Annotated in this window: 24 protein-coding genes; 7 read left to right on the top strand and 17 right to left on the bottom strand. The window is 72.4% G+C overall.

The annotated features are described in order from the left end of the window. Positions 1–69 precede the first annotated feature (69 nt). The 3 genes from FB554_RS00375 to FB554_RS00365 all read right to left on the bottom strand — a co-directional run bounded on the left by FB554_RS00375 (position 70) and on the right by FB554_RS00365 (position 4,390). Positions 70–600, bottom strand: a complete 531-nt coding sequence (locus FB554_RS00375; RefSeq protein WP_142004127.1) for an amino-acid N-acetyltransferase — start codon at positions 598–600, stop codon at positions 70–72. After that, on the bottom strand, positions 587–1,753 hold the full coding sequence (locus FB554_RS00370; RefSeq protein WP_170206734.1) for an LCP family protein: 1,167 nt from the start codon (positions 1,751–1,753) through the stop codon (positions 587–589). Before FB554_RS00370 ends, FB554_RS00375 begins: the two co-directional genes overlap by 14 nt. A gap of 96 nt (positions 1,754–1,849) precedes the next feature. Then, on the bottom strand, positions 1,850–4,390 hold the full coding sequence (locus FB554_RS00365; protein WP_142004125.1) for an ATP-dependent Clp protease ATP-binding subunit: 2,541 nt from the start codon (positions 4,388–4,390) through the stop codon (positions 1,850–1,852). A gap of 280 nt (positions 4,391–4,670) precedes the next feature. Here FB554_RS00365 and FB554_RS00360 point away from each other — a divergent pair, with 280 nt between their 5' ends. After that, complete coding sequence (locus FB554_RS00360) at positions 4,671–5,804, top strand: hypothetical protein (protein ID WP_142004124.1); 1,134 nt, start codon at positions 4,671–4,673, stop codon at positions 5,802–5,804. 46 nt (positions 5,805–5,850) lie between these two features. Here FB554_RS00360 and FB554_RS00355 read toward each other — a convergent pair whose 3' ends face one another. After that, positions 5,851–6,504: a TetR/AcrR family transcriptional regulator gene (locus FB554_RS00355; RefSeq protein ID WP_142004123.1), complete on the bottom strand. Its 654-nt coding sequence runs from the start codon at positions 6,502–6,504 to the stop codon at positions 5,851–5,853. A gap of 68 nt (positions 6,505–6,572) precedes the next feature. Here FB554_RS00355 and FB554_RS00350 point away from each other — a divergent pair, with 68 nt between their 5' ends. Together FB554_RS00350 and FB554_RS00345 are read left to right on the top strand one after the other, a co-directional pair. Beyond that, positions 6,573–8,069 carry a flavin-containing monooxygenase gene (locus FB554_RS00350; protein ID WP_142004122.1) on the top strand — a complete coding sequence of 499 codons (1,497 nt, stop codon included), beginning with the start codon at positions 6,573–6,575 and terminating at the stop codon, positions 8,067–8,069. Next, complete coding sequence (locus FB554_RS00345) at positions 8,066–8,926, top strand: SDR family NAD(P)-dependent oxidoreductase (RefSeq protein ID WP_142004121.1); 861 nt, start codon at positions 8,066–8,068, stop codon at positions 8,924–8,926. The genes FB554_RS00350 and FB554_RS00345 overlap by 4 nt, the downstream gene beginning before the upstream one ends. A 668-nt stretch (positions 8,927–9,594) precedes the next feature. Here FB554_RS00345 and ku read toward each other — a convergent pair. After that, entirely contained in the window at positions 9,595–10,596 is a 1,002-nt protein-coding gene (gene ku / locus FB554_RS00340) for a non-homologous end joining protein Ku (protein WP_142004120.1), read from the bottom strand. Positions 10,597–10,614: 18 nt separating this feature from the next. On the opposite strand from ku, the gene ligD (FB554_RS00335) reads away from it, so the two are divergent. Together ligD (FB554_RS00335) and ligD (FB554_RS00330) are read left to right on the top strand one after the other, a co-directional pair. Continuing rightward, positions 10,615–11,580, top strand: a complete 966-nt coding sequence (gene ligD, locus FB554_RS00335) for a non-homologous end-joining DNA ligase (protein WP_170206733.1) — start codon at positions 10,615–10,617, stop codon at positions 11,578–11,580. Beyond that, complete coding sequence (gene ligD, locus FB554_RS00330; RefSeq protein ID WP_142004119.1) at positions 11,573–12,496, top strand: non-homologous end-joining DNA ligase; 924 nt, start codon at positions 11,573–11,575, stop codon at positions 12,494–12,496. The genes ligD (FB554_RS00335) and ligD (FB554_RS00330) overlap by 8 nt, the downstream gene beginning before the upstream one ends. Before the next feature lie 39 nt (positions 12,497–12,535). Here the strand turns inward: ligD (FB554_RS00330) and FB554_RS00325 are convergent, their stop codons facing one another. The 6 genes from FB554_RS00325 to FB554_RS00300 all read right to left on the bottom strand — a co-directional run bounded on the left by FB554_RS00325 (position 12,536) and on the right by FB554_RS00300 (position 17,586). Next, a complete protein-coding gene (locus FB554_RS00325) occupies positions 12,536–12,868 on the bottom strand; it encodes a histone-like nucleoid-structuring protein Lsr2 (protein WP_142004118.1) in 333 nt (110 codons plus the stop codon). 122 nt (positions 12,869–12,990) lie between these two features. Further along, positions 12,991–13,191, bottom strand: coding sequence for a hypothetical protein (locus tag FB554_RS00320; RefSeq protein WP_142004117.1), 201 nt, complete (start codon positions 13,189–13,191; stop codon positions 12,991–12,993). Positions 13,192–13,343: 152 nt separating this feature from the next. Continuing rightward, the gene (locus tag FB554_RS00315) at positions 13,344–13,874 is read right to left on the bottom strand and encodes a methylated-DNA--[protein]-cysteine S-methyltransferase (protein ID WP_236022193.1); all 531 of its coding nucleotides are present in this window, start codon (positions 13,872–13,874) and stop codon (positions 13,344–13,346) included. Next, positions 13,871–15,394 (bottom strand): DNA-3-methyladenine glycosylase 2 family protein, encoded by a 1,524-nt coding sequence (locus FB554_RS00310; protein WP_142004116.1) that lies wholly within the window; start codon positions 15,392–15,394, stop codon positions 13,871–13,873. Before FB554_RS00310 ends, FB554_RS00315 begins: the two co-directional genes overlap by 4 nt. Positions 15,395–15,464: 70 nt before the next feature. After that, complete coding sequence (locus FB554_RS00305) at positions 15,465–16,361, bottom strand: Rossmann-like and DUF2520 domain-containing protein (RefSeq protein ID WP_236022192.1); 897 nt, start codon at positions 16,359–16,361, stop codon at positions 15,465–15,467. A gap of 1 nt (position 16,362) precedes the next feature. Continuing rightward, entirely contained in the window at positions 16,363–17,586 is a 1,224-nt protein-coding gene (locus FB554_RS00300) for an MFS transporter (protein ID WP_211344504.1), read from the bottom strand. Positions 17,587–17,648: 62 nt separating this feature from the next. On the opposite strand from FB554_RS00300, the gene FB554_RS00295 reads away from it, so the two are divergent. Next, complete coding sequence (locus FB554_RS00295; RefSeq protein ID WP_142004114.1) at positions 17,649–17,996, top strand: ArsR/SmtB family transcription factor; 348 nt, start codon at positions 17,649–17,651, stop codon at positions 17,994–17,996. Beyond that, positions 17,993–18,979 carry an SAM-dependent methyltransferase gene (locus FB554_RS00290; RefSeq protein ID WP_142004113.1) on the top strand — a complete coding sequence of 329 codons (987 nt, stop codon included), beginning with the start codon at positions 17,993–17,995 and terminating at the stop codon, positions 18,977–18,979. Before FB554_RS00295 ends, FB554_RS00290 begins: the two co-directional genes overlap by 4 nt. 70 nt (positions 18,980–19,049) lie before the next feature. On the opposite strand, the gene FB554_RS00285 is transcribed toward FB554_RS00290, so the two are convergent. The 6 genes from FB554_RS00285 to FB554_RS00260 are packed head-to-tail and all read right to left on the bottom strand — an operon-like array spanning position 19,050 to position 24,779. Continuing rightward, positions 19,050–20,234, bottom strand: coding sequence for a cytochrome P450 (locus FB554_RS00285; RefSeq protein WP_236022191.1), 1,185 nt, complete (start codon positions 20,232–20,234; stop codon positions 19,050–19,052). A gap of 1 nt (position 20,235) precedes the next feature. Next, positions 20,236–21,213: a DUF8017 domain-containing protein gene (locus tag FB554_RS00280; RefSeq protein ID WP_142004111.1), complete on the bottom strand. Its 978-nt coding sequence runs from the start codon at positions 21,211–21,213 to the stop codon at positions 20,236–20,238. Between the two features lie 8 nt (positions 21,214–21,221). Continuing rightward, the gene (locus tag FB554_RS00275) at positions 21,222–22,214 is read right to left on the bottom strand and encodes a DUF8017 domain-containing protein (RefSeq protein ID WP_142004110.1); all 993 of its coding nucleotides are present in this window, start codon (positions 22,212–22,214) and stop codon (positions 21,222–21,224) included. Then, a complete protein-coding gene (locus FB554_RS00270; protein ID WP_142004109.1) occupies positions 22,211–23,263 on the bottom strand; it encodes a DUF8017 domain-containing protein in 1,053 nt (350 codons plus the stop codon). The genes FB554_RS00275 and FB554_RS00270 overlap by 4 nt, the downstream gene beginning before the upstream one ends. A 60-nt stretch (positions 23,264–23,323) precedes the next feature. Further along, positions 23,324–24,181, bottom strand: coding sequence for a DUF8017 domain-containing protein (locus FB554_RS00265; protein ID WP_142004108.1), 858 nt, complete (start codon positions 24,179–24,181; stop codon positions 23,324–23,326). 46 nt (positions 24,182–24,227) lie between these two features. Next, complete coding sequence (locus FB554_RS00260) at positions 24,228–24,779, bottom strand: CGNR zinc finger domain-containing protein (RefSeq protein WP_142004107.1); 552 nt, start codon at positions 24,777–24,779, stop codon at positions 24,228–24,230. Between the last annotated feature and the right edge of the window lie 23 nt (positions 24,780–24,802).

The following is a 24,802-nucleotide window of genomic DNA, read 5'->3' as shown; positions in this document are numbered from 1 at the left end:
ACGAGTGTGCAGGAGCGGGATGAGGCGATGATGAAGCGGCGATGAGGGAATCTTCATCTGCCGCGGGAGCTACAGCTGCAACAGCATTCGGGTGTTGCCGAGGGTGTTGGGCTTGATCCGGTCGAGGTCGAGGAACTCCGCCACGCCCTCGTCGTACGACTGCAGCAGCTCGGCGTAGACGTCCGGCGCGACGACCTGGCCCTCGATCTCGCGGAAGCCGTGCGCGGCGAAGAATCCGACCTCGAAGGTCAGGCAGAACAGCCGCGACACCCCGAGCTCGCGGGCGTCGTCGACGAGGGTGCGCAGCAGCAGCGTGCCGACGCCGCGGCCCTTGACGGTCGGGTCGACCGCGACGGTGCGGATCTCGGCGACGTCGTCCCACATGACGTGCACCGCGCCGCACCCGACGAGCCGCCCGTCGATCTCGACGACCCGGAACTCCTGCACCGACTCGTAGTAGGCCACGGCCGGCTTCGGCACGATCGCCCGCTCGGCGACGTAGGGCGCGACCAGCTCGCGGATGGGGCGGATGTCGCCGGCCCGGGCGCGCCGGACCGCCGGCGAGGCCGGGCCGGCGACCGGCCCGTCAGAGGTTGCCATCGGCGAACCTCTCGAACGTCTGCTTCGCCTCCGGCGACAGCCGCACCACCGACGCGCCACCGATGGTGGCCGGCGAGCCCGACGCCACCTCGCGCCCGACCCGGCTGGGGTTGACGGCGTAGGCCGAGCCCACGAACGTCAGCACCTGCTCGGGGGTGAGGCTGGTCTTCACGTGCGGGTCGATCGTGCTGAGGATCTTCGGCAGCTCGGTGACCCCCTTGGTGCGCAGCTGGGTGAGGCCCGCCATGAGCAGCAGCCCCTGGTTGCTCGAACGGTCGAAGTCGCCGCGCGGCAACGACTTTCGCTCGCGCGCGAGGAACAGCGCCTGCTTGCCGTCGAGCGTCTGCTCCCCGGCCTCGAGGTCGCCGACCGGCCGCGGCAGCGTGATCGGGATGCCGCCGAGCGCCTGCACCGCACGCTGGAAGCCGACGAAGTCGGTCAGCATCCAGCCCTTGATCGGCAGGTCGGTCGCGTCGGCGAGCGTCTGGCGCATCGCGGCCGGGCCGCCCCTGGGCATCGCGCCGTTGACCTTGCCCGACCCGCCCGTCGACAGCGGCAGGTACGAGTCGCGCGGGATCCCGAGGATGCCGCCGCCCCCGCGGCCGTCGAGCCCGACCAGCTGGATGGTGTCGGCGCGGCTGCGCTCGATCGACTGGCCCTGGCGCGCGTCCGACCCGAGCACCAGCACGTGCTGCCTGCCACCGAGGTATGGCCCCGGCAGGTCCTTCGAGGGCCACCAGCCGCCGACGATCCGCCACGCGCTGCCGTCGCGCACGACCAGGGTCGCGTCGTCGCCGCTGGCCACGACACCGATCCGGGTGCCCTTCCAGGTGCCGGTCGTCCCGGTCGGTCCGGCGACCTCGGCGTCGGGCACGGTGGACCGGCCCAGCCGCTTCGCGACCCCGGCGTCGAAGGCGCCGGCCTGACCGGCGTACGTCGGTGGGGTCGTGGCCGCCGGCGCGGCGGAGCTGCTCGTGGCGCCCGCGCCGTCGCTGCCGCCCCGGTCGCCGCCGGCGCTGCTGGAGCTGCCGGATCCGGTTGCGTCGTCTGCGGATCCGGCGTCGGACGTGCACCCCGCCAGCAGCAACCCACCGCACACGGCTGCGGCGATCGCGGCGCGGAGGGTTCGGTCACGGCGGTTCGGTGGCTGCACGCGCCCACCGTATCCGCGCCGGGCCGAGGGCCGTCGGACGTGCGAGCGGCCCCGCCCCCTCGAGAGGGGACGGGGCCGCACGGCGTACGTCGTCGGTCAGTCGGTGCTGCCGTCGCCACCGGCGCCGGCCGACTCGGCCTCGGCGGCCAGCGAGTCGGGGGCCTCGGCGCGCGGCTCGCCCTTGAAGGAGAACTTCGCCTCCTTGCCCTCGCCCTCGACGTCGACCAGCACGATCTCGCCCGCGCCGATCTCGCCGTAGAGGATCTTCTCGGACAGCGCGTCCTCGATCTCGCGCTGGATGGTGCGGCGCAGCGGCCGGGCACCCAGGGCGGGGTCGTAACCACGCTTGGCGAGCAGGTCCTTGGACGCCTGCGTCAGCTCGATCGCCATGTCCTTGTCCTTCAGCCGCTCGTCGAGGCGAGCGATCATCAGGTCGACGATCTGGACGATCTCCTGCGGCGTGAGCTGCGGGAAGACGATGGTGTCGTCGACCCGGTTGAGGAACTCCGGCCGGAAGTGCTGCTTCAGCTCGTCGTTGACCTTGGCCTTCATCCGGTCGTAGTCGGTGCCGGTGTCGGCACCGCCGGTGAAGCCGAGCGAGACGCCCTTGGCGATGTCGCGCGTGCCCAGGTTGGTGGTCATGATGATGATGGTGTTCTTGAAGTCGACCACCCGGCCCTGGCTGTCGGTCAGGCGACCGTCCTCCAGGATCTGCAGCAGCGAGTTGAAGATGTCGGCGTGCGCCTTCTCGACCTCGTCGAACAGCACCACCGAGAACGGCTTGCGGCGCACCTTCTCGGTGAGCTGACCGCCCTCGTCGTAGCCGACGTACCCGGGGGGTGAGCCGAACAGCCGCGACACGGTGTGCTTCTCGGCGAACTCGCTCATGTCGAGGGTGATGAGGCTGTCCTCGTCACCGAACATGAACTCCGCGAGCGCCTTGGCCAGCTCGGTCTTTCCGACACCGGTGGGGCCGGCGAAGATGAACGAGCCACCGGGGCGGCGCGGGTCCTTCAGACCGGCGCGGGTGCGGCGGATGGCCTGGCTGAGCGCCTTGATCGCGTCGTCGTTGCCGACGATGCGCTTGTGCAGCTCCTCCTCCATGCGCAGCAGCCGCGAGGACTCCTCCTCGGTCAGCTTGAACACGGGGATGCCGGTGGAGGCGGCCAGGACCTCGGCGACGAGCTCCTCGTCGACCTCGGCCACGACGTCGATGTCGCCGGCCTTCCACTCCTTCTCGCGGGAGGCCTTCTCGTCGATCAGCTTCTTCTCGTCGTCGCGCAGCGACGCGGCCTTCTCGAAGTCCTGCCCGTCGATCGCCGACTCCTTCTCGCGCCGCACGTGCGCGATCTTCTCGTCGAACTCGCGCAGGTCCGGCGGAGCCGTCATCCGGCGGATGCGCAGTCGCGCGCCCGCCTCGTCGATGAGGTCGATCGCCTTGTCGGGCAGGTGCCGGTCGTTGATGTAGCGGTCGGACATGTTGACCGCGCCGACCAGCGCCGCGTCGGTGATCGTGACCCGGTGGTGCGCCTCGTAGCGGTCGCGCAGCCCCTTGAGGATCTCGATGGCGTGCGGGATCGTCGGCTCGGCCACCTGGATCGGCTGGAAGCGCCGCTCGAGGGCGGCGTCCTTCTCGATGTGCTTGCGGTACTCGTCGAGGGTCGTCGCACCGATCGTCTGCAGCTCGCCCCGCGCCAGCATCGGCTTGAGGATCGAGGCGGCGTCGATGGCGCCCTCGGCGGCACCGGCGCCGACCAGGGTGTGGATCTCGTCGATGAACAGGATGATGTCGCCGCGGGTGCGGATCTCCTTGAGCACCTTCTTGAGGCGCTCCTCGAAGTCACCGCGGTAACGGCTGCCGGCCACCAGCGACCCGAGGTCGAGGGTGTACAGCTGCTTGTCCTTGAGCGTCTCGGGCACGTCGCCGCGCACGATGTCGGCCGCGAGGCCCTCGACGACGGCGGTCTTGCCGACGCCGGGCTCACCGATGAGTACCGGGTTGTTCTTGGTGCGCCGGCTCAGCACCTGCATCACGCGCTCGATCTCCTTCTCGCGCATGATGACCGGGTCGAGCTTGCCCTCGCGGGCGGCCTGGGTCAGGTTGCGGCCGAACTGGTCGAGCACGAGCGACCCCGCCGGGGTGCCCTCCTGCTGGGTGCTCTGGCCGCCGACGCCGGCACCGGCCGGCTCCTTGCCCTGGTATCCGGCGAGCAGCTGGATGACCTGCTGCCGCACGCTGGACAGGTCGGCGCCCAGCTTGACCAGCACCTGGGCGGCCACGCCCTCACCCTCGCGGATCAGGCCGAGCAGGATGTGCTCGGTGCCGATGTAGCTGTGGCCCAGCTGCAGGCCCTCGCGCAGCGACAGCTCGAGCACCTTCTTGGCGCGCGGCGTGAACGGGATGTGCTGCCCGGGCTGGGTCTGCTGACCCTGGCCGATGATCTCCTGGACCTGCTCGCGCACGGACTCCAGCGAGATGCCGAGGCTCTCGAGCGCCTTCGCGGCCACGCCCTCACCCTCGTGGATCAGCCCGAGCAGGATGTGCTCGGTGCCGATGTAGTTGTGGTTGAGCATGCGCGCCTCTTCCTGGGCGAGCACCACCACTCGCCGGGCGCGGTCTGTGAACCGTTCGAACATGTTCTTCTCCTCGTGTGCCGAGTCCCGCGGGGCCGGTCACCCCGATGCTATTGCGTCGGGATGAGAACGACAGGAGGCTCCCCACCCGCGGGACGGCGGTCTCGACGCGCACAACGCCACGGGTGCCGAGACTGTTCCGTCGCGGCGGGCTCGGTCCAGGAGTTTCGCCGAGGGCGAACAACCCGCGCAGATCCGGCGTTCTGGACCACCCGGGTGGAGGGGGACTCCGCCCTACGATGAACGCACCCCCTCCTCCCGTCCCAGCACCAGGAGCTGCCGCATGCCCCAGACGCTGCGACTTCGCGCCCTCGAGGCCGAGGTCGACGTCATCTGTCCCGACGAGCTGCTGGCGACGGTGCGCGCGCAGTGGTCGCACTGCCTGGTCACCCAGCCCCTCGGGGAGGCGGCGGAGACGATCGACCTGGCACCGGCGTACGTCGGGGAGGGTGAGGAGGCACGTCACCGGGTGGAGTACGCGCTGGCCTCGCAGGTGACGTACGCCGGCATCCGGCAGCAGATGGGACGGCGGGTGATGCTGCACGCGGCCGGCGTGGTCGACCCGGCCACGCAGAGCCTCGCGATCCTGGTGGCCGAGTCGGGCACCGGCAAGACGACCGCGGCGCTGAACCTGTGCGGCGACGGCATGTCCTACCTCACCGACGAGACGGTCGCGCTCGACGACCGGCACCGCGCGCTGGCCTATCCCAAGCCGTTGTCGTTCGTCGTCCACTCCGGCAGCGCGCACGCCAAGCAGCAGCACGGGCCCGACGAGCTGGGCCTCACGGTGGCCGACGACGACGCGACCGCCCGGCTGCTGGTGCTGCTCGACCGCGACCCCACCCACGTCGGGCCTCCCGTGCTCGAGGACGTGCCGCTCGTCGAGGGGCTGCTGTCGCTGGTCCCGCAGACCTCCGCCCTGCCCACCCTGGAGCACCCGCTCAGCGCGCTGGCCTCGCTGGCGGTGGCGACCGGCGGGGTGCGCAGGCTTCGCTACCGCGAGGTCACCGAGGCGATCCCGCTGCTCGAGCAGGCCCTCGCCGACAGCACACCGCTGCCGGTCGCCCCCGTCGTCCACCGACCGGCCGGCCCGCCGCCCGATCCCTACCAGCAGCACGACCCGCACCGTCCGGCGCCGCAGGTTCCGGCCGACGGGATGCTCGTGCGCGGGCCGTTCACCGAGGCGCTGGAGGACGACGACGAGCTCGTCGTGCTGATGGGGGCGGTGCCGGTGCACCTGCGCGGGCCGGGCGCCGTGCTGTGGCTCGGCACCGAGGAGCCGCAGCAGCTGGCCACCCTGGTCAAGGAGTGCGTGCGGGTGTTCGGCGACCCCGGCGACGCCGATTCCCTGGTGCGCGACGTCGCGACCCAGCTGATGACGTACGGCCTGCTCGAGGCGGCCAACCCGCTCGCCTGAGCGGCGAATCCCCTTGGCGGCGCACGTGACTCGGGCGCCGGTTGAGTTACAGCTGCGGCGGCGAGAGATAGATCGCGGCGAGCCAGATGTCGACCAGGACGTCGAGCGCCTGCTCGCGCGACAGGGCCGGCTCGGTGCCGGCCAGCACGCCGTAGATCACCCGCTCGTTCATCGCGTTGAGGGCGATCGCGAGCTCGCGGGCCGGGCGACCGGCGGGTGCCGCGCCCCGCGCCCGCTCGGACTCGATGCCGGCCGCGGTGTTGTCGACCCACAGGGCGGTGGCGCGGTCCCACACCTGGCGCACCCGCTCGTTGCGGAACCGCGCGTCGGCGCAGGCCAGGGCCACGCCGCGCTGCGCCGCGAAGGTGTCGAGGTAGACCCCGAGCGCATCGCGCCAGCCCTCGCGCACCGCGTCGGCCGACGGCGTGAGGCCGGCGATCGCGGTCTCGCTGCGCTGCACCAGCCGGTCCAGCAGCGCCAGCAGCACGTCGTCCTTGGAGGCGAAGTAGAAGTAGAACGTCGGCCGCGAGATGCCCGCGCCGCTGGCCAGGTCGTCGATCGAGATGTCGGCGAAAGCGACTGTCTCCAAAAGTTTCTCGGCCGTCGCGAGGATCGCGGCCTCACGGTCGTCGCCGCTCGCGCGGGCGCCGCGACGCCCCCGGGCGGACCGGGTGCGGGCAGCGGCGGACGAGGTGGCCATGCGGCAGAAACTATCAGTTCTCGACACACTGTTGATCTAGTCGACAGGGTGTCGATACCGTCGACGGCATGACCAGCAACGAGCACCTCGACGTCGTCGTCGTGGGCGCCGGCCTCTCGGGCATCGGGGCTGCGGCCACGCTGCGCAGCAAGCACCCCGAGCTGTCCCTGGCGATCCTCGAGCGCCGCACGGACCTCGGCGGCACCTGGGACCTGTTCCGCTACCCCGGTGTGCGCTCCGACTCGGACATGTACACGCTGGGCTACCGCTTCCGCCCGTGGACCGACACCCGCTCGCTCGCCGACGGCGGCTCGATCAAGAGCTACATCGCCGACACCGCGCGGGAGTACGCCATCGACCGGCTCATCCGCTTCGAGCAGCGGGTCGTCGAGGCCGACTGGTCGAACGAGGACCAGCGCTGGACCCTGCGCCTCGAGACGGCCGACGGAGAGCAGACCATCACCTGCGGCTTCCTCTACATGTGCACCGGCTACTACGACTACGACGCGGGCTACACGCCCGAGCTCGCCGGCATCGAGGACTTCCAGGGCCAGGTCGTGCACCCGCAGCACTGGCCCGAGGGGCTCGACGTCACCGGCAAGAAGGTCGTGGTCGTCGGCAGCGGCGCCACCGCCGTCACCCTCGTGCCCGAGCTGGCCAAGGACGCCGGGCTGGTGACGATGCTGCAGCGCTCACCGACGTACGTCGCGGCCGTGCCCCGCATCGACCCGATCGGCAAGGCGCTCGAGGGCGCCCCGTCGTGGCTGAGCTATCCGGTGCTGCGCTGGAAGAACGTCGCGATGGGCGTCGGCATCTACCAGTTCAGCCGGCGCCGCCCGCAGCGCATGCGCGAGCTGCTGGGCAAGGGCGTCGCCCGGTTCTTCACCGACAGCGACTTCGACCACCGCACCCACTTCTCACCGACGTACGACCCGTGGGACCAGCGGCTGTGCGCCGTCCCGAGCGGCGACCTGTTCAAGGCCATCCGGTCCGGGCGGGCCGACGTGGTCACCGACCGCATCTCGCGCTTCGACGAGACGGGCATCGTGCTGGAGTCGGGCGACCACCTCGACGCCGACGTCGTCGTCACCGCCACCGGGCTGAACCTGCAGCTGCTCGGCGGTGCGGTGCTCAAGGTCGACGGTCGCGAGCTCGACCTCGCGAAGCACTACGTCTACAAGGGCATGGCGCTGAACGACGTGCCCAACTTCGTGCTCACCATCGGTTACACCAACGCGTCGTGGACGCTGAAGGCCGACCTGGTGGCCGACTACGTCGCCCGGCTGCTCGGGCACCTGCGCCGCAACGGTTACGCCGCGTTCGTGCCCGAGCTGCCCGCCGGCGCCGACGAGCTGCCGTCCGACCCGCTGATCGACCTGCAGTCGGGGTACGTCCGGCGCAGCGCCCACCTGATGCCGCGGCAGGGCGCCGACTGGCCCTGGAAGCTGCGGCAGAACTACCCGGTCGACCTGGTCAAGCTGCGCCACGGCCCGCTGACCGACGGCGTCCGGTTCGTCCCTGCGAAGTCCCCGAGTTCGACCGAGCGAGAGCAGGTTCCAGCATGAGCAGCACCGAAGGCGCCACCCCTCCCCTGCGCGACAAGGTCGTCGTCATCACCGGCGCCGGCTCCGGCATCGGCCGGGCGCTCGCCCTGCGCGCGGCCCGTGACGGCGCCCGGCTCGCGCTGAGCGACGTCGACGGCGAGGGGCTCGCCGAGACCGCCCGCCAGGCCGAGCTGTCCGGCGCCGCAGCGGTGCTCACCGACAAGGTCGACGTGGCCGACCGGGCCGCGATGGCCGGTTACGCCACCGCCGTGGCCGAGCACTACGGCGTCGTCGACGTGGTGGTCAACAACGCCGGCGTCTCCCTCACCGGCCAGTTCCAGAAGCTGACCTACGACGACTTCGACTGGATCATGGGCATCAACTTCTGGGGCGTCGTGCACGGCAGCAAGGAGTTCCTGCCGCACCTCAAGGCCTCCAGCGACGGTCACCTGGTCAACATCTCCAGCCTGTTCGGACTGCTCAGCATGCCCGGCCAATCCGCTTACAACGCAGCGAAGTACGCCGTCCGCGGCTTCTCCGAGTCGCTGCGCGAGGAGCTGCTCATCGAGGGCGCCCCCGTGACGCTCACGGTCGTGCACCCGGGAGGCATCAAGACCGCGATCGCCCGCAACGCGCGCTACGCCGAGGGCGAGGACGGTGCGCGCACCGCCCGGCTGTTCGACAAGAAGCTCGCCCGGACCACGCCGGAGAAGGCCGCCGAGGTGATCTTCGACGGCATGCTCGCGGGCAAGGCCCGGGTGCTCGTCGGCGGGGACGCCCACCTGCTGCACACGGTGGCCAAGGTCCTCGGCTCGCGCTACCAGGACCTCGTCGCCAAGCGGTACGACTCCCTCGCCCAGCCCAAGCCGGTCGAGTAGCCAAAGCTGGTCGAGCAGCCAAAGCTGGTCGAGCAGCCAAAGCTGGTCGAGTAGGGCGAGCCGCTAGGCGAGTCCGTATCGAGACCGGCCAAGGTGGTCGAGTAGGCCGGAGCGCAGCGGAGCCCGTATCGAGACCCGGTCACCGCGCTCGGTGGTGACCGAAAGGCGCCGGGAGGCGTGAGTACGCCTGGGGTGACGTCGTTCTCGCGAGTCGCCGATGGCGTACATCGCCAGAGTGGTCACGAACTCACAGACTGGTCGGTTGCAACTGACCAGTCTGGGAGCTTCTGGCCAGTCTGGGCGGGGTCGGTCCTGACAGCACCCCACGATCTCGACACGACAGTGCGTTGTTGACACAAAGGACTGCTACGGCACGCACGACTGTCAACAACGTCAGGCTCTGTCAGAAACGTCACCACCGCGAGCCGCCAGACCAGCCGACCACGGACCGACTTCCGCCTCCCGGCGCCTTTCGGTGACTCAAGACCAAGCCGACGGGTCTCGATACGGCCTCCGCTAGCGCTCCGGCCTACTCGACCACCGTGGTCAGCCGCCTTACTCGACCACCGTGGTCAGCCGCCTTGCTCGACCACCGTGGTTGGCCGGGCTACTCGACCACCTTGCGACGGAGCTACTCGGCCGGCCTGGGAATGGCCGTACGCCCTCGCTCAGCTGGCCTTCTTGCTCGCCGACTTCTTCGCCGGGCTCTTCTTCGCGGTGGACTTCTTGGCGGTGCTCTTCTTCGCCGCCGTCTTCTTGGCCGGGGCCTTCGAGGTCGCCGTCTTCTTGGCGGGCGACTTCTTCGCCGCAGCCTTCTTCGCCGGCGCCTCCTCCTCGACCTCGCCCGCATCCCCCGCCTCGGCGACCTCGTCGGGCACGTCCTCGCCGCGGCCCTTCTTGGCGCGGGCGACGCTCTGCTGCAGCGCGGCGAGCAGGTCGACCACCTCGCCACCGGCCTCCTCCGGCTCGGGGGCGGCCTTGACCTCGCCGCCCTCGAGCTTGGTCTGGACCAGCTCCTGGACGGCGGCGGCGTAGTCGTCCTCGTACTCCTCGGGGTCGTAGTCGCCCGCGAGCGACTCGACGAGCATCTGGGCCATCGCCTGCTCGGCCGGCTTGACCTCCTCGTCGGCGGCCTCGGAGAGCACCCCGAAGTCGGCCTGGCGCAGCTCGTCGGGCCACAGCAGCGTCTGCAGCGTGATGACGTCGTCGTGCACGCGCAGCACCGCGACGGTCATCCGGGTGCGCAGCGAAACCGTCACGAGCGCAACGCGATCCGCCTGGCTGAGGGCCTCGCGCAGCAGCACGTAGGGCTTCACCGCGGCCTTGTCGGGCTCGAGGTAGTAGGACTTGTCGAACAGCATCGGGTCGATCTGCTCGGTGGGCACGAACTTGTCGACCGCGATCTCACGGCTGCTGCTCGTGGGGAGCTCGGCGAGGTCGTCGTCGGTGAGCACGACCATCTCGCCGTCCTCGGTCTCATACCCCTTGGCGATGTCGTCGTAGGCGACCTCCTCGCCGTCGATCGAGCAGACCCGGCGATATCTGATCCGGCCGCCGTCCTCCCGGTGCACCTGGCGGAACTGCACGTCGTGGTTCTCGGTGGCGGAGTAGAGCTTCACCGGCACGTTGACCAGGCCGAACGAGACGGCGCCCTTCCAGATGGCTCGCATGCCCCCAAGAATGACCCCATGCGCCCGATGCTCGCCACCCCCGCCGTGGGGGTTCCCGTCGGCGAGCAGTGGTGCCACGAGGTCAAGTGGGACGGCATGCGCGTGCTCGTCGACGTCCGCGGCGGCCGCGTGCGGGTCTGGTCGCGCACCGAGCGCGACGTGACGATCGCCTTCCCCGAGCTCACGACCGACGCGTCGGGGCTGACGGCGTACGACGACCTGCTCCTCGACGGCGAGGTCGTGGTCATGCGCGGTGGCATCCCGTCGTTCGCGGCGCTCGCCGAGCGGTTCAACGTGACCAATGCCCGTGTGGCAGAACGACTCTCGGCCACCGCGCCGATCACCCTGATGGCGTTCGACGTGCTCCGCGCGGCCGGCACCGACGTCACCGGGCTCCCGCTGCGCGATCGGCGTCAGCTGCTCGAGGGCGCCGGGCTGGGCAGCCCGTGGGTGCAGGTGCCACCCGTGTTCGACGACGGCGAGGGCCTCTCCCGCGCGACCGCCGAGCAAGGCATGGAGGGCGTGGTCTCCAAGCGCTGGGCCTCGCCGTACGTCCCCGGCCGGCGCAGCGACGACTGGCGCAAGACCGTGCACCGCACCACCGACTCGTTCGTCGTGGGCGGGTGGAAGTTCGAGACCGACAGCCGAGATCGCCTGGGAGCGTTGCTGATCGGGGCACCGACGACGAGCGGCCTGCAGTATCGGGGCCGCATCGGCAGCGGGCTCGCGGGACGCACCGGTGCCGCGCTGCTCCCCCGGCTGCGCGAGCTGCCCGACGAGGGCGACCCGTTCGTCGACGACGTGCCGCGCGCCGAGCGGGCCGGGGCGACGTGGGTGCGTCCGAGCCTGGTGGTCGACCTGGAGTTCCACGGGATCTCCGAGGTCGGCCGGCTCCGGCAGCCGACCTGGAAGGGGCTGCGCCCCGACCTGACCGCGTCCGACCTGACTCCAGCCGACCTGACCCCGAAGGACACCGATGCCTGACCAGGACCAGCTGCTCGTCGAGGTGGACGGCCAGCGGCTCCGGGTGAGCAACCTCGACAAGGTGCTCTACCCCCAGACCGAGACGACCAAGGGCGAGGTGCTCAACTACTACGCGCGGGTGGCCGCCGCGCTGCTGCCGGTGCTGGCCGACCGGCCGGTGACCCGGGTGCGCTGGCCGCACGGCACCGGCGACATGTCGTTCTTCGAGAAGAACATCCCCGGCGGCACGCCTCGCTGGATCGAGCGGGCCACGATCGTCGGCCACGGCTCGCGGGGCGGCGGCGAGAAGGTCACCTACCCGCTGCTGCGCGGCGTCGCCGACCTGACCTACTTCGCCAACCTCGCCTCGCTGGAGCTGCACGTGCCCCAGTGGCGGGTCGGCGAGGAGGAGGACGGCAGGTCCGAGCCGCAGCACCCCGACCGGCTGGTCGTCGACCTCGACCCCGGCGCCCCGGCCGGGCTGCACGAGTGCGCCCGGGTCGCGCTGCTCGTGCGCGAGGAGCTCGCGCGCGAGGGTCTCGAGACCGTCGTCCCGGTCACCTCCGGCAGCAAGGGCATGCAGCTGTACGCCCCGCTCGACGGGTCACGCAGCAGCGACGACGCGCGGGAGCTGGCCCGCGGCATCGCCGAGCGGCTGCAGAAGGCCGAGCCCAAGCTGGTCGTGTGGCGGATGACCAAGTCGCTGCGCCCGGGGAAGGTGTTCCTCGACTGGTCGCAGAACGTCGCGGCGAAGACGACGATCGCGCCCTACAGCCTGCGGGGGAAGGACCGCCCGACCGCCGCCGCGCCCCGGACGTGGGACGAGGTCGAGACCGGCGCGGACGACCCGGAGTCGTTGCGCCAGCTCGACCTCGACGACGTGCTGGAGCGGCTGGCCGACCAGGGCGACCTGTTCGCCCCGATCAGCGCGGCCTGACCGACAAGAACGCCGGCCGGGCCGCGGCTGCTGCTCGGCTCAGCCGTTGGCCTTGTCGTAGGCCTCCTGCAGCTCGCGCGAGACGCGGCCGCGGTCGCTGACCTTGAAGCCGTTCTTGCGGCCCCACTCACGCATCTCGTTCAGGTCCTGACGGCCGCTGCCGCCGGAGCTGCCACCACGACCGGTGGACTTGCGACCGCCGGTGCGGCGCGCGTGCCCGGTCCACTGGGCCAGCGAGTCGCGCAGCTTCGCGGCGTTGGCGGTGGTCAGGTCGATCTCGTAGTTCACACCGTCGAGCGCAAAACGCACGGTCTCGTCGGCGGGAGTCTGGTCGATGTCGTCGAGCAGCTGGACGATGACCTTCTGTGCCATGGGGAGAATGCCTTTCGTTCGAGCGGCCGTCCACCCGCAAAGATGGGTGTGGATTCGGCCGAATCGGACCGCACCGAAATACGGTAAACCGAGGTCACCGTAGGGCAGATGGGCAGAAAAGGCTACTCGCCGGGCTTGTCCTGCGAAGAAACAGAAGCGGGCTCGGCATTCGCCGCGGCGTCCTGCTCTGCCTCCCATTGGCGCTGCGCGACGCGTTCGCGTCGGTCGCCCTCGACGATGTGCTTGATCACCATGACGAACAGATAGAGCAGACCCGCGCTCGGCAGCAATGCTGCGATGAACGTCCACAGCTGCGACAGCATCGATCTGGCTCCTGGTCGGTCTCGCGAGGTGGTGCACCGTGCGGCACCGCACGGTGCTGCGCTCCGTGGCCAGGATAACCGGGTTGCCTGAGCGTCGGCTCCGCGCCTCCGGCCACCTCGAACGGTCGTGACCGGGGCTCCTCCGACGATTCTCAGAAGAGCGCCGAATCCGTGTGCGACCGCTCCAGATCCAGCAGCGCCCGCTTGTTGTCGAGCCCGCCGCCATAACCGGTCAGACTCCCGTCGGACCCCACCACCCGGTGGCACGGGACGACGATCGAGACCGGGTTGCGCCCGTTGGCCAGCCCCACCGCGCGACTGGCCGTCGGCTGGCCGATGTGGCGGGCGAGCTGGGCGTACGTCCACGTCTGGCCGTAGGGAATCTCGCGCAAACCGTCCCAGACGAGTCGCTGGAAGTCGGTGCCGCGCGGTGACACCGGCACGTCGAACATTTCCCGCTCACCGGCGAAATACTCGCTCAGCTGCCTCGCGACACCGACCAGGAACGGGTCGTCGGCGATCTCCGGCCCGAATTGCGTCACCTCGGGCGCGTGCCGGTGCTCGTGCATGTAGACGCCGGCCAGAGAATCCCCGTCGGCCACCAGCACGATCGGTCCGACCGGGGTCTGCGGCATGCGCAGATGGCGCACGGTGGCGGTGGTGCTGTCGTTGTTGTCGCTCACGCGGACTCCTTGGTCGTCCCGGGCTCGGGAAGTCGATTGATCGGATGGTCGGAGGTGGCCCACAGGTGCTGCACCGCATAGGCCCGCCACGGCCGCCAGGCAGCGCTCGCGGCGACCAGGGCGCCCGGCGCGCCGGGCAGCCCCACCGACTCGGCGCCGCGGCGCACCCCGAGGTCGGCGGCCGGGAAGGCGTCGGGGTCGCCCAGGCAGCGCATGGCGATCGACTCCACGGTCCACGGGCCGACGCCGGGCAGGGCCGCGAGGCCCTCCCGCGCGGCCACCGGGTCGGCGGTGGGCTGCACGTCGACGTCGCCGTCGGCGAGCGCCCGGACCAGGCCGGAGAACGTACGCCGTCGCGCGGCGGGCATGGCCAGCTCGGCCGGGTCGAGGTCGGCGAGCTCGGACGGCGCCGGGAACCCGTGCGTCACCCCGCCGACCGGCTCGGGCAGGGCGGTGCCGTGCGAGGCGACGAGCCGCGCCGCCAGGGTGCGCGCGGCGGCCGTGGACACCTGCTGGCCGAGCACGATCCGCAGCGCGGCCTCCTCGGCGTCGCCCGAGCGAGGCACCCGGCGGCCGGGGGCGCGCCGCACGAGCGGCGCCAGCCGCCGGTCGGCCCCCAGCGCCTCGTCGACCGCCTGCGGGTCGGCGTCGAGGTCGAGCGTCCAGCGGCACCGGCTGACGGCCACGCCGAGGTCGCGCAGGTCGGACAGCCACAGCCGGGCGGCCACGTGGTCGGGCTCGGGCGCGAGCGCCACGACCGCCGGGCCGTGCGGGAGGCGCAGCGAGCGGACGTACGCCCCGTCGCGCCACTCCTCGATGCCCGGCACCGCGGTGGCGGCCAGGTGACCGAAGACGTTGTCGGGCAGGAACGGGCGGCGGACGGCCAGCCGCAGCGGGACGAGCTGCCAGGCCTGGGGACTCGCGGGCGCGGCTTCCTGCTCGGGCCCAGCGCGGCCGGCCGCGCGGGTGCGGCGCAGGTCGCGCGGCGCGACGGCGTAGACCTCCTGCACGGTCTGGTTGAACGCGCGGATGCTGCCGAACCCGGCGGCGAAGGCGACGTCGGCGAGCGGCAGATCGGTGGTCTCGATGAGCAGCCGGGCCGACTGCGCGCGCTGGGCCCGGGCGAGCGCGAGCGGACCCGCGCCCAGCTCGGCGCGCACCTGCCGCTCGACCTGCCGCACGCTGTAACCCAGCCGCGTCGCGAGCCCCGCCACCCCGTCGCGGTCGACCACGCCGTCGGCGATAAGCCGCATGGCCCGGGCCACGACGTCGGCCCGGACGTTCCACTCCGGCGATCCCGGCGTGGTGTCGGGGCGGCACCGCTTGCACGCGCGGAAGCCCTCGGCCTGGGCGGCCGCGGCGCTGGGGTAGAAGACCATGTTGCCGGCCTTCGGCGTCATGGCCGGGCAGCTCGGCCGGCAGTAGATCCCGGTCGTGCGCACCCCGGTGAAGAACCAGCCGTCGAACCGCGCGTCGCGGGAGCGGACGGCGGCGGCGCAGGCCTCTCGATCGGTGTGCATGCCGACCAGTCTCACCCGCTCGACCGGCCCTGACTAGCCGAAATGCGACATGGCGGTCGGCGGTCGCGACTCACTCCGGGCGTACGTCCTCGCCGAGCAGGTCGAGCAGCTCACCGACGAGCTCGGCCGGCACCGTGCGGCGGGCGATCGCGCGCTCGGCGGTCGCCCGGGCCATCGCCCGGTAGGCGGCCGGCACGTCGACGGTCTCGTCGCGCAGCGCGGCGAGATGGGCCGCGACGGTGCCCACGTCGCCGCGCGCGACCGGACCGGTCAGCGCCCGGTCGCCCCGCTGCAGCGCGTTGTCGACCGTGGCCTCCATGATCGGCCGCAGCACCCGACCGGGGTCGTCGATGCCGAGCCCGCGCAGCACCTGCTGCGCCTGGGCGACCAGGGTGACCGCGTGGTTCGAGGCGTGCGCGAGGGCCGCGTGATAGGTCACCCGGTCGGCCTCCGGGAGCACGACCGGTTCGCCGCCGAGGTCCATCACGATCGACTGCGCGACCGCCAGCGACTCGTCGGTCGCGGTCACGGCGAAGATGGTTCCGACGAGCCGCTCGACGTCCTTGGGCTCGCCGCTGAACGTCATCGCCGGGTGCAGCGCGAAGCCGAGACCGCCGCGCTCCAGCACCGGCGCCAGCGGCGCCAGGCCGAGCGAACCCGCGGCGTGCGCCACCATGCGCGGCTGGTCGAGCAGCCCCATGGCCGCGAATCCCTCGACGACAGAAGCGATCTGGTCGTCAGGAACCGTGACGAGCACCAGGTCCGACCGGCGTACGACCTCGTCCACCTCGACCACGGGCACGCCGGGCAGCATCTCGGCAGCGCGGTCGAGCGAGGCGTCGCTGACCGCGGAGGTGGCGACCACCGAGTGACCGGCCTCGCGCAGCGCGGCACCCAGCACCGACCCCACGCGGCCCGCTCCGACCACACCGACCCGCAGCGACGGGCGCATCTCCTGATCGGTCACGTCACGCACGGTAGCCGTCGCGGGCGTGCGCCAGGCACAGCCCGGTGAGCACGACCAGGCACAGCGCAGCCACCGACGCGGCGAACCAGCCGACGGCCTCGAGCAGGCCGGTGCGGGTCGCCAGGATCCCGAGACCCAGCACGGGCACGCCGACACCGGCGTACAGCGCGACGTAGAAGCTCGAGACCACCTCGGCGTGCTGCGCGGGTGGCGCGAGCGAGTTGACCGCGGTGAGGCTGCCCAGGAACACCAGCCCGTGACCGATCCCGGCCAGCGCGGTCGCCACCAGGAGCACCCCGAGCGAGCCGCGGCTGCCGGCGAGCACGAGCAGCCCCAGACCCAGGGCGAGGACGGGCAGCCCGCAGATCTGCAGCCGCAGCGGCCGCATGCCGTACGTCAGCACCTGGACCGTGGCCGAGGCCGCGAACAGCAGCGCGGCGGCCGCACCCCCGAGCAGCAGGTTCCCGCTGCCGGTCACGCTCGTGACGTAGGCCGGGACCATCGTGAGGAAGAGGCCGACCACGGCGAACGCGGCGAAGCTGGCGCTGCCGCTCGTCAGGAAGACCCCGCGCACCGCGGCGGGGACGCTCGGCCGGCGGGGGCGCCACCTCGACAGCGCGGGCGCCGCGCCGCGCGACGTCTCCGGCATCCGCGCGACGAAGACCGCCGCCGGGACCAGCAGCACGATCTCCAGCAGGAACGGGAGCACACCCGGCGCCGGCGCATACTCGGCGACGGCGGCACCGAGGACCGGGCCGAGCCCCAGGCCCCCGACGGACACCACGGTGGAGACCAGCGCCGCCCTCCGGCGGTTGCCCCCGGGCTCGAGCTCGCTCAGCGCGGCGGTGAGCGCACCGGACGCGGCGCCGACGGCCACGCCCTGCAGCAGGCGACCGGCGAACAGCCATGCGACGTCGCTCGCCAGCGCGAACGCAGCCGAACCCAGCGCGGCGAGCCCGAGGGCGGGGAGCAGGACGCGCCGTCGTCCGACCGCGTCGGACAGCGGCCCGGCGAGCAGCAGGGACGGGATGAGCACGGCGATGTAGGCGGCGAAGATCAGGGTGACCACGAAGGGCGAGAAGCCGAACCGCGTCTCGTAGCCCCGGTACAGCGGGGTGGGCAGGTTGGTCCCGGTGAGCAGGACGAGCAGGGCGTACGCCGTCCCCCAGAACACCCACCGGGTCCCCCGGCTCGTCGGCCGGCTCTGCACACTGGCAGCGTTCATGTTCATATTTCCCGAACATAACAGATGTTCGGGTACTCGGAACATGACAGTACGATGGCGGGATGGCAAGCAGGACCGCGACCAAGCTGGTGCACCCGCCGCGCGAGGAGCTGGAGTTCACGCGCGTGATGGCGGCGCTCAGCGACCCGGTGCGGCTCGCGATCGTCGCCCGGCTGGCCGACGCCGGGTCCGACGGCGAGCTGGCCTGCAGCACGTTCGCCCTGCCGGTGAGCAAGTCGACGCAGAGCGGCCACTTCAAGGCGTTGCGTGAGGCCGGGGTGATCCAGCAGCGCGACGAGGGGACTCGGCGGCTGAACCGGTTGCGCACGGACGACCTCGACGCCAGGTTCCCCGGTCTGCTGGACCTCGCCGTCCCCCAGGGGCGCGACGTCGTCGCCGGCTGGGCATGACGAGCGGCGGCACGACACCGGCGCCACCAAGCACACCCTCGACCTGGCGGCCGTGGGAGATCGCGTGGCAGGAGGCGCTGTACGGCCGCGCCGGCTTCTATCGTCGACCCGAGGGTCCGGCGGGCCACTTCGCGACCTCCGCGCAGGGCATCCCCGGGGTGGGTGAGCTGCTGGCGCGGGCCGTCGCTTCGCTGGCCGCGCGGCACGGGCTGCGGCACGTGGTCGACGTGGGCGCCGGCCGGGGCGAGCTGCTCGGCCGGCTGCACGACCTCGACCCGGGCCTCGCGCTCACCGGGGTCGACGTGGTCGAACGCCCTTGCGCCCTGGGCGAATCCGTCGCCTGGGTCCGCTCCCCCGGAGGGCCCGACCTGCCCGATCTTCCGCTGCGCGAGCCCGCGCTGGTCGTCGCGCACGAGTGGCTCGACGTGGTGCCCGCGCCCGTGGTCGAGCTCGACGAGGGCGGCTCGTGGCGCCTGGTGGAGGTCGCCGGCGACGGCACCGAACGGCTCGGCGACGCACCCGCAGAGGCCGACCTGGCCTGGCTGACCGCTCACTGGCCCTCACCCGGAGAAGCAGGCGCCCGCGCCGAGGTCGGCCGCGCGCGCGACGATGCGTGGGAGTCGTTGTGCGACAAGGTTTCCCGCGGGCTCGTCGTCGCCGTCGACTACGGCCACGAGCGATCGTCGCGCCCACCGTTCGGGTCGCTCACGGCGTTCCGCGACGGGCACGAGGTCGCGGCCGTCCCCGACGGCAGCTGCGACCTCACCGGGCACGTCGCGGTCGACTCGCTCGCGCACGACCGGCGACTGCGCCAGGCCGACCTGTTCGGCGAGCTCGGTCTCGGCACGGCGACACCGGCGTACGACCTGGCGCGGAGCGACCCGCAGGCCTATCTGCGAGCCCTCGCCGCGCGCAGCGCCTCCACCGCCGCCACGGCCCGCCCGGGTCTCGGCGACTTCTGGTGGGTGCTGCGCGAGGTGTGAATCCCCGCATGAAACCGGGTTACGTGCATATGACCCTGATGCATTGGGGTCATATGCACCTAACCCGGTTTCATGCGGAGGAGTCGGCCACGACGATCCGGGAGCACCCGCGCAGCACGAACGTGGGGCGTCGCTCCACGTCCACGACCGACAGACCCGCCGTATGCCGCAGCAGCTCGCGCAGCGACGTCGCCAGCTCGAGTCTCGCCAACGGTGCGCCGAGGCAGAAGTGGATGCCCGCGCCGAAGCCGAGGTGCGCGGGTCCGCTTCTGTCCCAACGGAACTCGTCGGGCGAGTCGAACGCCTCCGGGTCACGGGCGGCGGCGCCGAGCAGGGCCGCGACCTTCTCGCCCTCTGCCACGGGTCGGCCGGCCACGGTGGTGTCGCGGGTCGCGGTGCGCTCGAAGTACTGCAGGGGCGGGTCGTGCCGCAGCATCTCCTCGACGACCGTGTCGAGCGAGCCGCCGTCGGCGAGGTGCTGGCGCACCGCGCGTTGCGCGCCCGGCGCCGCGAGCAGGGAGAGCAGCCCGTTGCCGAAGCCGTTGACCGAGGCCTCGTGACCGGCGTTGAGCAGCAGCACGACGGTGGCGATCAGCTCGGTGCGGCTGAGCCGGTCGCTGCCGTCGCGCACCCGCACGAGGTCGCTGAGCAGGTCGTCGCCCGGCTTCTTCGCGCGGGCATCGGCGAGATCGTCGACGTACGAAGCGAATTCGCCTGCCGCTCGCACGGCCGCTGCGCACTGCTCGTCGGACGGCGCGAGCTCGTACATCTGGACGATGGCCTGTGACCACGGGCGCAGCAGGTGCTGGTCGGGCTCCGGCCAGTCGAGCAGCGCGGCGATGACGCGCACGGGGATCGGCTCGGCGTAGTGCTCGACCACGTCCCAGCCGCCGTCGCGCAGAGCCGGCCGCGCATCGGCGAGCTGTTCGCGGCAGATCCGCTCGATCGTCGGGGCCAGCCGTGCGACGTGGCCGCGACCGAACGCCCCGGCGACCAGCCGGCGCAGCCGCGTGTGCTTCGGCGGCTCGCTGTCCAGCACCGAGTCGGCGTGCAGCCAGTTGAACGTCTCCCACGTCTGCTGCGGCTCGCGCGGGGTGAAGATCCGGCCGAGAGCCCGGTTGCGCAGCAGCTCGTCGCAGGCCGCGCGCGTGGTCGCGACCCGCACCCCGCCACCGGTGTCGACGAGCGCGCCGCGCTCGCGCAGCCCGGCCAGCACCGGATAGGGGTCGACGCGCAGCGCCGGGTCGTCCAGCACCTCAGGCCGGCCGGATCGAATCGAGGATCTTGGTGAAGTCGGCGTCCGACGCCGTCCGTGGCGTGCCCAGCAGGCGGCTCGCGACGAGGGTCACCGACGCACCGGTGGACGGGTGGGTGAACGAGGTGACCACGAGCTCGGTGTCGAACTTGCGGCAGGGGTCGTCCTTCAGCTGAGAGGGGACCGTGCCCCGTGTGCGAACCGCCTTGGAGCCGTCGGCGAGCGTCACGGTGGTCGAGGTCGGCGACGCGTAGTCACCAGACGACTTGCCGTCGGGCCTGACCGCGGCGGCCTTGGCGAACCGGTCGAAGGCAGACGGCGCCGCCATGCCCGGGTCGGTGGTCGTGCCGTAGAACCCGATGTTCGTGGTCACCGTCGTCGGCTTGCTGCAGAAGCCGGCGCCGCCCCAGGAGGCATTGCTGATCTGGGCCATCGTGTCCTCCGTCGCCGGGTTCGTCCATCCGACGGCGCCGCTCGTGCCGAGACGCATGTACCCGTTCGGCACCTCGTACGCCCCGCCCCGCTCGGTGTCGGAGACGAGCTTGAACCCGGCTGTGGTGGCGGTCGGGGTGGGCGTCCCGCTGGACGCGGCGGCGGTGGGAGCCGTCGCCGACGACGGCGCGGACGACGGGCCGGTCTGCGGGCTCGACGACCCGGCCACCGCGGGCGAGCCGTCACCTCGCCCCAGGAGCAGATAGCCCCCGACCCCGGCACCGACCAGCGCGACCACCCCAGCCGTCAGCAGCGCGACGGTCTTGGCGCTGAGTCCGCCCGAGCCCGACGGCGGCCTCGGCTCCGTCGGCGAGGGCGTACGTCCGTCGCCGGGCCCGCCGGGCGACGCCGGCCCCTGCTCGGGGCGCCCGGGACCTTCCCCCGGCACCTGCAGACCGCGGTAGTACTGCTCCTGCCCGTGCCCGAACTCCTGGTCGCGCCAAGCACTTTCGTCGTATCCGCGCCACTGCCCGTCGTTGCCGCTCATGTCCCCGCCTACACCGGTCTGATCGAGTCGATCATCGTCGTGAAGACAGTGTCCGACACGGCGCGCGGCGAACCGATCAGCCGGGTGGTGACCAGGGTGACGGTCCGTGAGCTATTCGGGTTGGTGAACGAGGTGACGGCCACCTCGGTGGGGTACTTGCGGCACGGATCCTCCGGCTTGGTCGAGGGCACCGTCCCCCTCGACCGCACCGCCTTGGTGCCGTCGGACAAGGTGATCGTGGTCGACGTCGCCGCGGGGTAGGAGCCGTAGGACTTGCCGTCGGGGCGGATCGCGATGGCCCTGGCCATCTCGTCGTACGTCGCCGGCCCGGCCGATCCCGGGTCCGCGGAGGTGTCGTAGAAGCCGGTGCTGCTGGTGATGGCGTTCTGCTCCGGGCAGAACCCGTTGCCGCCGGACGCCGGGTTGCGCAGCGTGACCGAGGAGTCACCGGTGACCGGGTGCGTCCACCGGACGACCATGCCGCTCCCGCCGACCTTGTGCGTCTGCGGCACCTCGTAGGACGCGCCCCGCTGCGGGTCGACGACGAGCCGGAACCCGGCGTTGCGCGCGGTCGGGGTGGGCGTCCCTGTGGACGCGGCGGCGGTGGGCGCCGTCGCCGCCGACGGCGCGGACGACGGACCGGCCGCCGGGCTCGACGACCCGGCCACCGCCGGCGATCCGTCACCAGAGCGGTTCAGCAGCACGAACCCGCCGACGCCCGCACCGGCGAGCGCCACGGCCCCCGCGGCCAGCAGCGCCACGGTCTTCCCGCGCTTCCCGCCCGACCCCGAGCCCGAGCCCGACGGCGGCCTCGGCTCCGTCGGCGAGGGCGTACGTCCGTCGCCGGGCCCGCCGGGCGACGCCGGCTGCTGCTCGGGCCGGCCGGGGCCGCCCCCCGGCACCTGCAGACCGCGGTAGTACTGCTCCTGCCCGTGCCCGAACTCCTGGTCGCGCCAAGCACTTTCGTCGTATCCGCGCCACTGTCCGTCGTTGTTGCTCACCCTGTCGCTCCCGGACTCGGGCGCAGCGTGGCGATGATCGCGTCACCCTGCTGAGCGGTCATGGCGTTGGCCGGGCCCTCGTCACGGACGAGCACCAGGGTCGCGGTGCCCTTCCCGGTGTCGAAGGCCGTGACCACCACCTCGGTCTTCTTGACCCCGCACTTGTCCACCGTGTCGGTGTTGGTGACGGTCTGGCGAGACTGTGCCGCCTTCGTCCTGCCGCCGTTCACCATCACCTGCCGGGTCGTCTGCGCCGACACCTGCTCGGTCCCGCCGTCCTTCTTCTCGGCGATCGCCTCGACCCACTTCTCGAGCACGAGCGGCGCCGCCCCGGCCGGGTCGCTCGACCTGGCGTTGTGCCACACGAACATGGCCTGCGAGTCGGTCTTGTCCTTGGCGCAGTAGCCGTCTCGGTAGTAGGTCGGCCCCCGGCCGATGACCGTCGGCTTGCCGGTCTCGTCGTCGGCGAACCCCGCATAGGTCCCGACCGTGCGCACGTCGAAGGTCGGCACCGTCTTGCCCTCGGTGTCGGTGAAGGTCTGACTCTTCCCGGGCACGTCGTACGCGGCGAAGTACTGCGCCTCGGAGCCGTCGTTGACCTGCGACCCGGCCGTGAGCGCCGTCGCCCTGCCCGGGGGCGGCGGGGGCGACGCCTCGGCCGACGGCGTGGCGGCTGCGCTCGCTGGCGACGTGGTCGGCGCGGCTTGCTGGCTGGCGCTGCCAGCCGGCCCGGCCGTCACGTCGGGATCACCGCCCCGCAACGCCAGCACCGTGCCGATGCCGCCGCCCACGAGCAGCAGCGCGGCGGCGATGCCGCCCACCACCAGCCCTCGACCGGGACCGGAACGCCGTGGCGGCGGCTGCGGGAAGATCGGCGAGGGCGTACGTCCGTCGCCGGGCCCGCCGGGCGACGCCGGCTGCTGCTCGGGCTGGCCGGGGCCGCCCCCCGGCACCTGCAGACCGCGGTAGTACTGCTCCTGCCCGTGCCCGAACTCCTGGTCGCGCCAGTCGTTGCCGTAGCCGTCCCAGCCACTGCCTGAGTTGCTCACTGAGCGCCCTTCCCGTCGCTTCCCTGCGGCGCCGCCCCCGACCCCGGCACCGGCCGGTCGTCAGCGAGTCTGACGGACCGACGCGAAGATCTGTTCCTTCACCTGCGCCGGGAGCATGTCGCGCACGGCGACGTCGCGCACCATCACCAGTGTGCGTGATCCGAGGGCTCCGGAGTACTGCGTCGCGGTGACCTCGACCTGCGGCGGCAGGCACCCCTGCGGATCGGGGGTGCGCAGCGTGACCACGCTGCTCGACTGCCGCACCGTCATGCCGTCGACACGCGGCAGCTCCTGGGTGCGCACCGGCGTGTGCGGGTCGTCGCCGCGCCCCTGCGACCCCTGCGCCACGGCGGCCACCCACCGGTTCGTCACCGTCGCCGAGGTGTCGTCGCGCCGCTCGCTGGACCAGCCGACCCAGCTGCGTGCCACACCGGCTCCCCCGCGGCAGTAGCCGCTGCGGAAGTAGCTCGGGCTCGACGCGCGCACCAGCACCCGCCCGGCCTCGTCGACGTACGACATCAGGTCGTTCCCGACGACCCACTCGGCCGAGCCCGGCACGGCGTAGGACCAACGGGTCAGCCGGTCTTCGGCCGTCACCGTGCGCCGGCCGTCGGCACCGACCGGCGGCTGCGACGCGCTCGAGCTGCTCGACCCCGGCGGCGCGACCGCCCCGCCCGTCGGCTGACCGGTCCCCGCGGTGGGGCTCGCCGCGTCGGGGGCACCGGGCGTGGCCGTGGCGCCCGGCGTCGCCGGGGCGCTCGCCTCGGGCGCCCGGGCGCTCCCTGCCACGGACGGGACGTCGTCACCCCGGGTCAGGCCGTACGCCAGCGCGGCCACGAGCAGCACCCCACCTGCCGCCCCGCCCGCGATCAGCGCGGTGCGCCGCCGCCGCGGCGCCGGGGGTGGGGGTGGGTTCACGGACGACACCGTACTTCGTGGTGCCGCCCCGGCCCGCGCTCACGGCTCAGTCGTGGCGGGCCTGCCTGGCGCGGTAGGCCTGCACGTTGACGCGGTTGCCGCAGCCGCCGTCGCAGTACCGGCGGGAGCGGTTCTTGGACAGGTCGACCAGCACGGCGCTGCAGTCGTCGGCCGCGCAGACCTGCAGCCGCGACAGCTCGCCGGCCCGGACCACGTCGACCAGGGCCATGCCGAGCTCGACGGCCATCCGGGTGGCGAGCGGCGCGGCCGGCGTGGTCGCGTGCAGGTGCCAGTCCCACCCGTCGTGGCGCACCAGCTGCGGCAGCGCCTGCGCCTCGGCGAGCAGGGCGTTGACCCGCTCGGCGACGTCGTCCTCCGCCAGCTCCCACAGCTCGGCGAACCGGGGACGCATCGCCCGCACCTCGGCCAGCTCGGCCTCGGTGCCGTCGTGCCGGCCCGTCCAGCCCCACTCGGTGAAGTGGGCGTCGAGCGCCGCCACGTCGGGCAGGTGCTCGACCCCGCCGGAGCGCGCCGGGTCGCTGTTGACGAGCGCCACGGCGTTGGCGAGCGCCACCTCGGTGTCATGGGTGAAGATCAACTTGACTCCTTGCACACGGCGCC

The organism is Barrientosiimonas humi (assembly GCF_006716095.1).
Lineage (GTDB): Bacteria > Actinomycetota > Actinomycetes > Actinomycetales > Dermatophilaceae > Barrientosiimonas > Barrientosiimonas humi.
This window is presented reverse-complemented; position numbering and strand designations above follow the sequence as displayed.

Excerpts from the sequence above, each read along its gene's own strand:
- FB554_RS00375 (WP_142004127.1), bottom strand. The coding sequence starts at position 600 with ATGGCAACCTCTGACGGGCCGGTCGCCGGCCCGGCCTCGCCGGCGGTC.
- FB554_RS00320 (WP_142004117.1), bottom strand. The coding sequence starts at position 13,191 with ATGCTGTCGCAGCTGTGGACGTTCATCGCAGCATTGCTGCCGAGCGCG.
- FB554_RS00350 (WP_142004122.1), top strand. The coding sequence starts at position 6,573 with ATGACCAGCAACGAGCACCTCGACGTCGTCGTCGTGGGCGCCGGCCTC.
- ku (WP_142004120.1), bottom strand. The coding sequence starts at position 10,596 with ATGCGAGCCATCTGGAAGGGCGCCGTCTCGTTCGGCCTGGTCAACGTG.
- FB554_RS00325 (WP_142004118.1), bottom strand. The coding sequence starts at position 12,868 with ATGGCACAGAAGGTCATCGTCCAGCTGCTCGACGACATCGACCAGACT.
- FB554_RS00300 (WP_211344504.1), bottom strand. The coding sequence starts at position 17,586 with ATGAACGCTGCCAGTGTGCAGAGCCGGCCGACGAGCCGGGGGACCCGG.
- FB554_RS00360 (WP_142004124.1), top strand. The coding sequence starts at position 4,671 with ATGCCCCAGACGCTGCGACTTCGCGCCCTCGAGGCCGAGGTCGACGTC.
- FB554_RS00345 (WP_142004121.1), top strand. The coding sequence starts at position 8,066 with ATGAGCAGCACCGAAGGCGCCACCCCTCCCCTGCGCGACAAGGTCGTC.
- FB554_RS00310 (WP_142004116.1), bottom strand. The coding sequence starts at position 15,394 with ATGCACACCGATCGAGAGGCCTGCGCCGCCGCCGTCCGCTCCCGCGAC.
- FB554_RS00290 (WP_142004113.1), top strand. The coding sequence starts at position 17,993 with ATGACGAGCGGCGGCACGACACCGGCGCCACCAAGCACACCCTCGACC.
- FB554_RS00295 (WP_142004114.1), top strand. The coding sequence starts at position 17,649 with ATGGCAAGCAGGACCGCGACCAAGCTGGTGCACCCGCCGCGCGAGGAG.
- ligD (WP_142004119.1), top strand. The coding sequence starts at position 11,573 with ATGCCTGACCAGGACCAGCTGCTCGTCGAGGTGGACGGCCAGCGGCTC.
- FB554_RS00280 (WP_142004111.1), bottom strand. The coding sequence starts at position 21,213 with ATGAGCGGCAACGACGGGCAGTGGCGCGGATACGACGAAAGTGCTTGG.
- ligD (WP_170206733.1), top strand. The coding sequence starts at position 10,615 with ATGCGCCCGATGCTCGCCACCCCCGCCGTGGGGGTTCCCGTCGGCGAG.
- FB554_RS00365 (WP_142004125.1), bottom strand. The coding sequence starts at position 4,390 with ATGTTCGAACGGTTCACAGACCGCGCCCGGCGAGTGGTGGTGCTCGCC.
- FB554_RS00355 (WP_142004123.1), bottom strand. The coding sequence starts at position 6,504 with ATGGCCACCTCGTCCGCCGCTGCCCGCACCCGGTCCGCCCGGGGGCGT.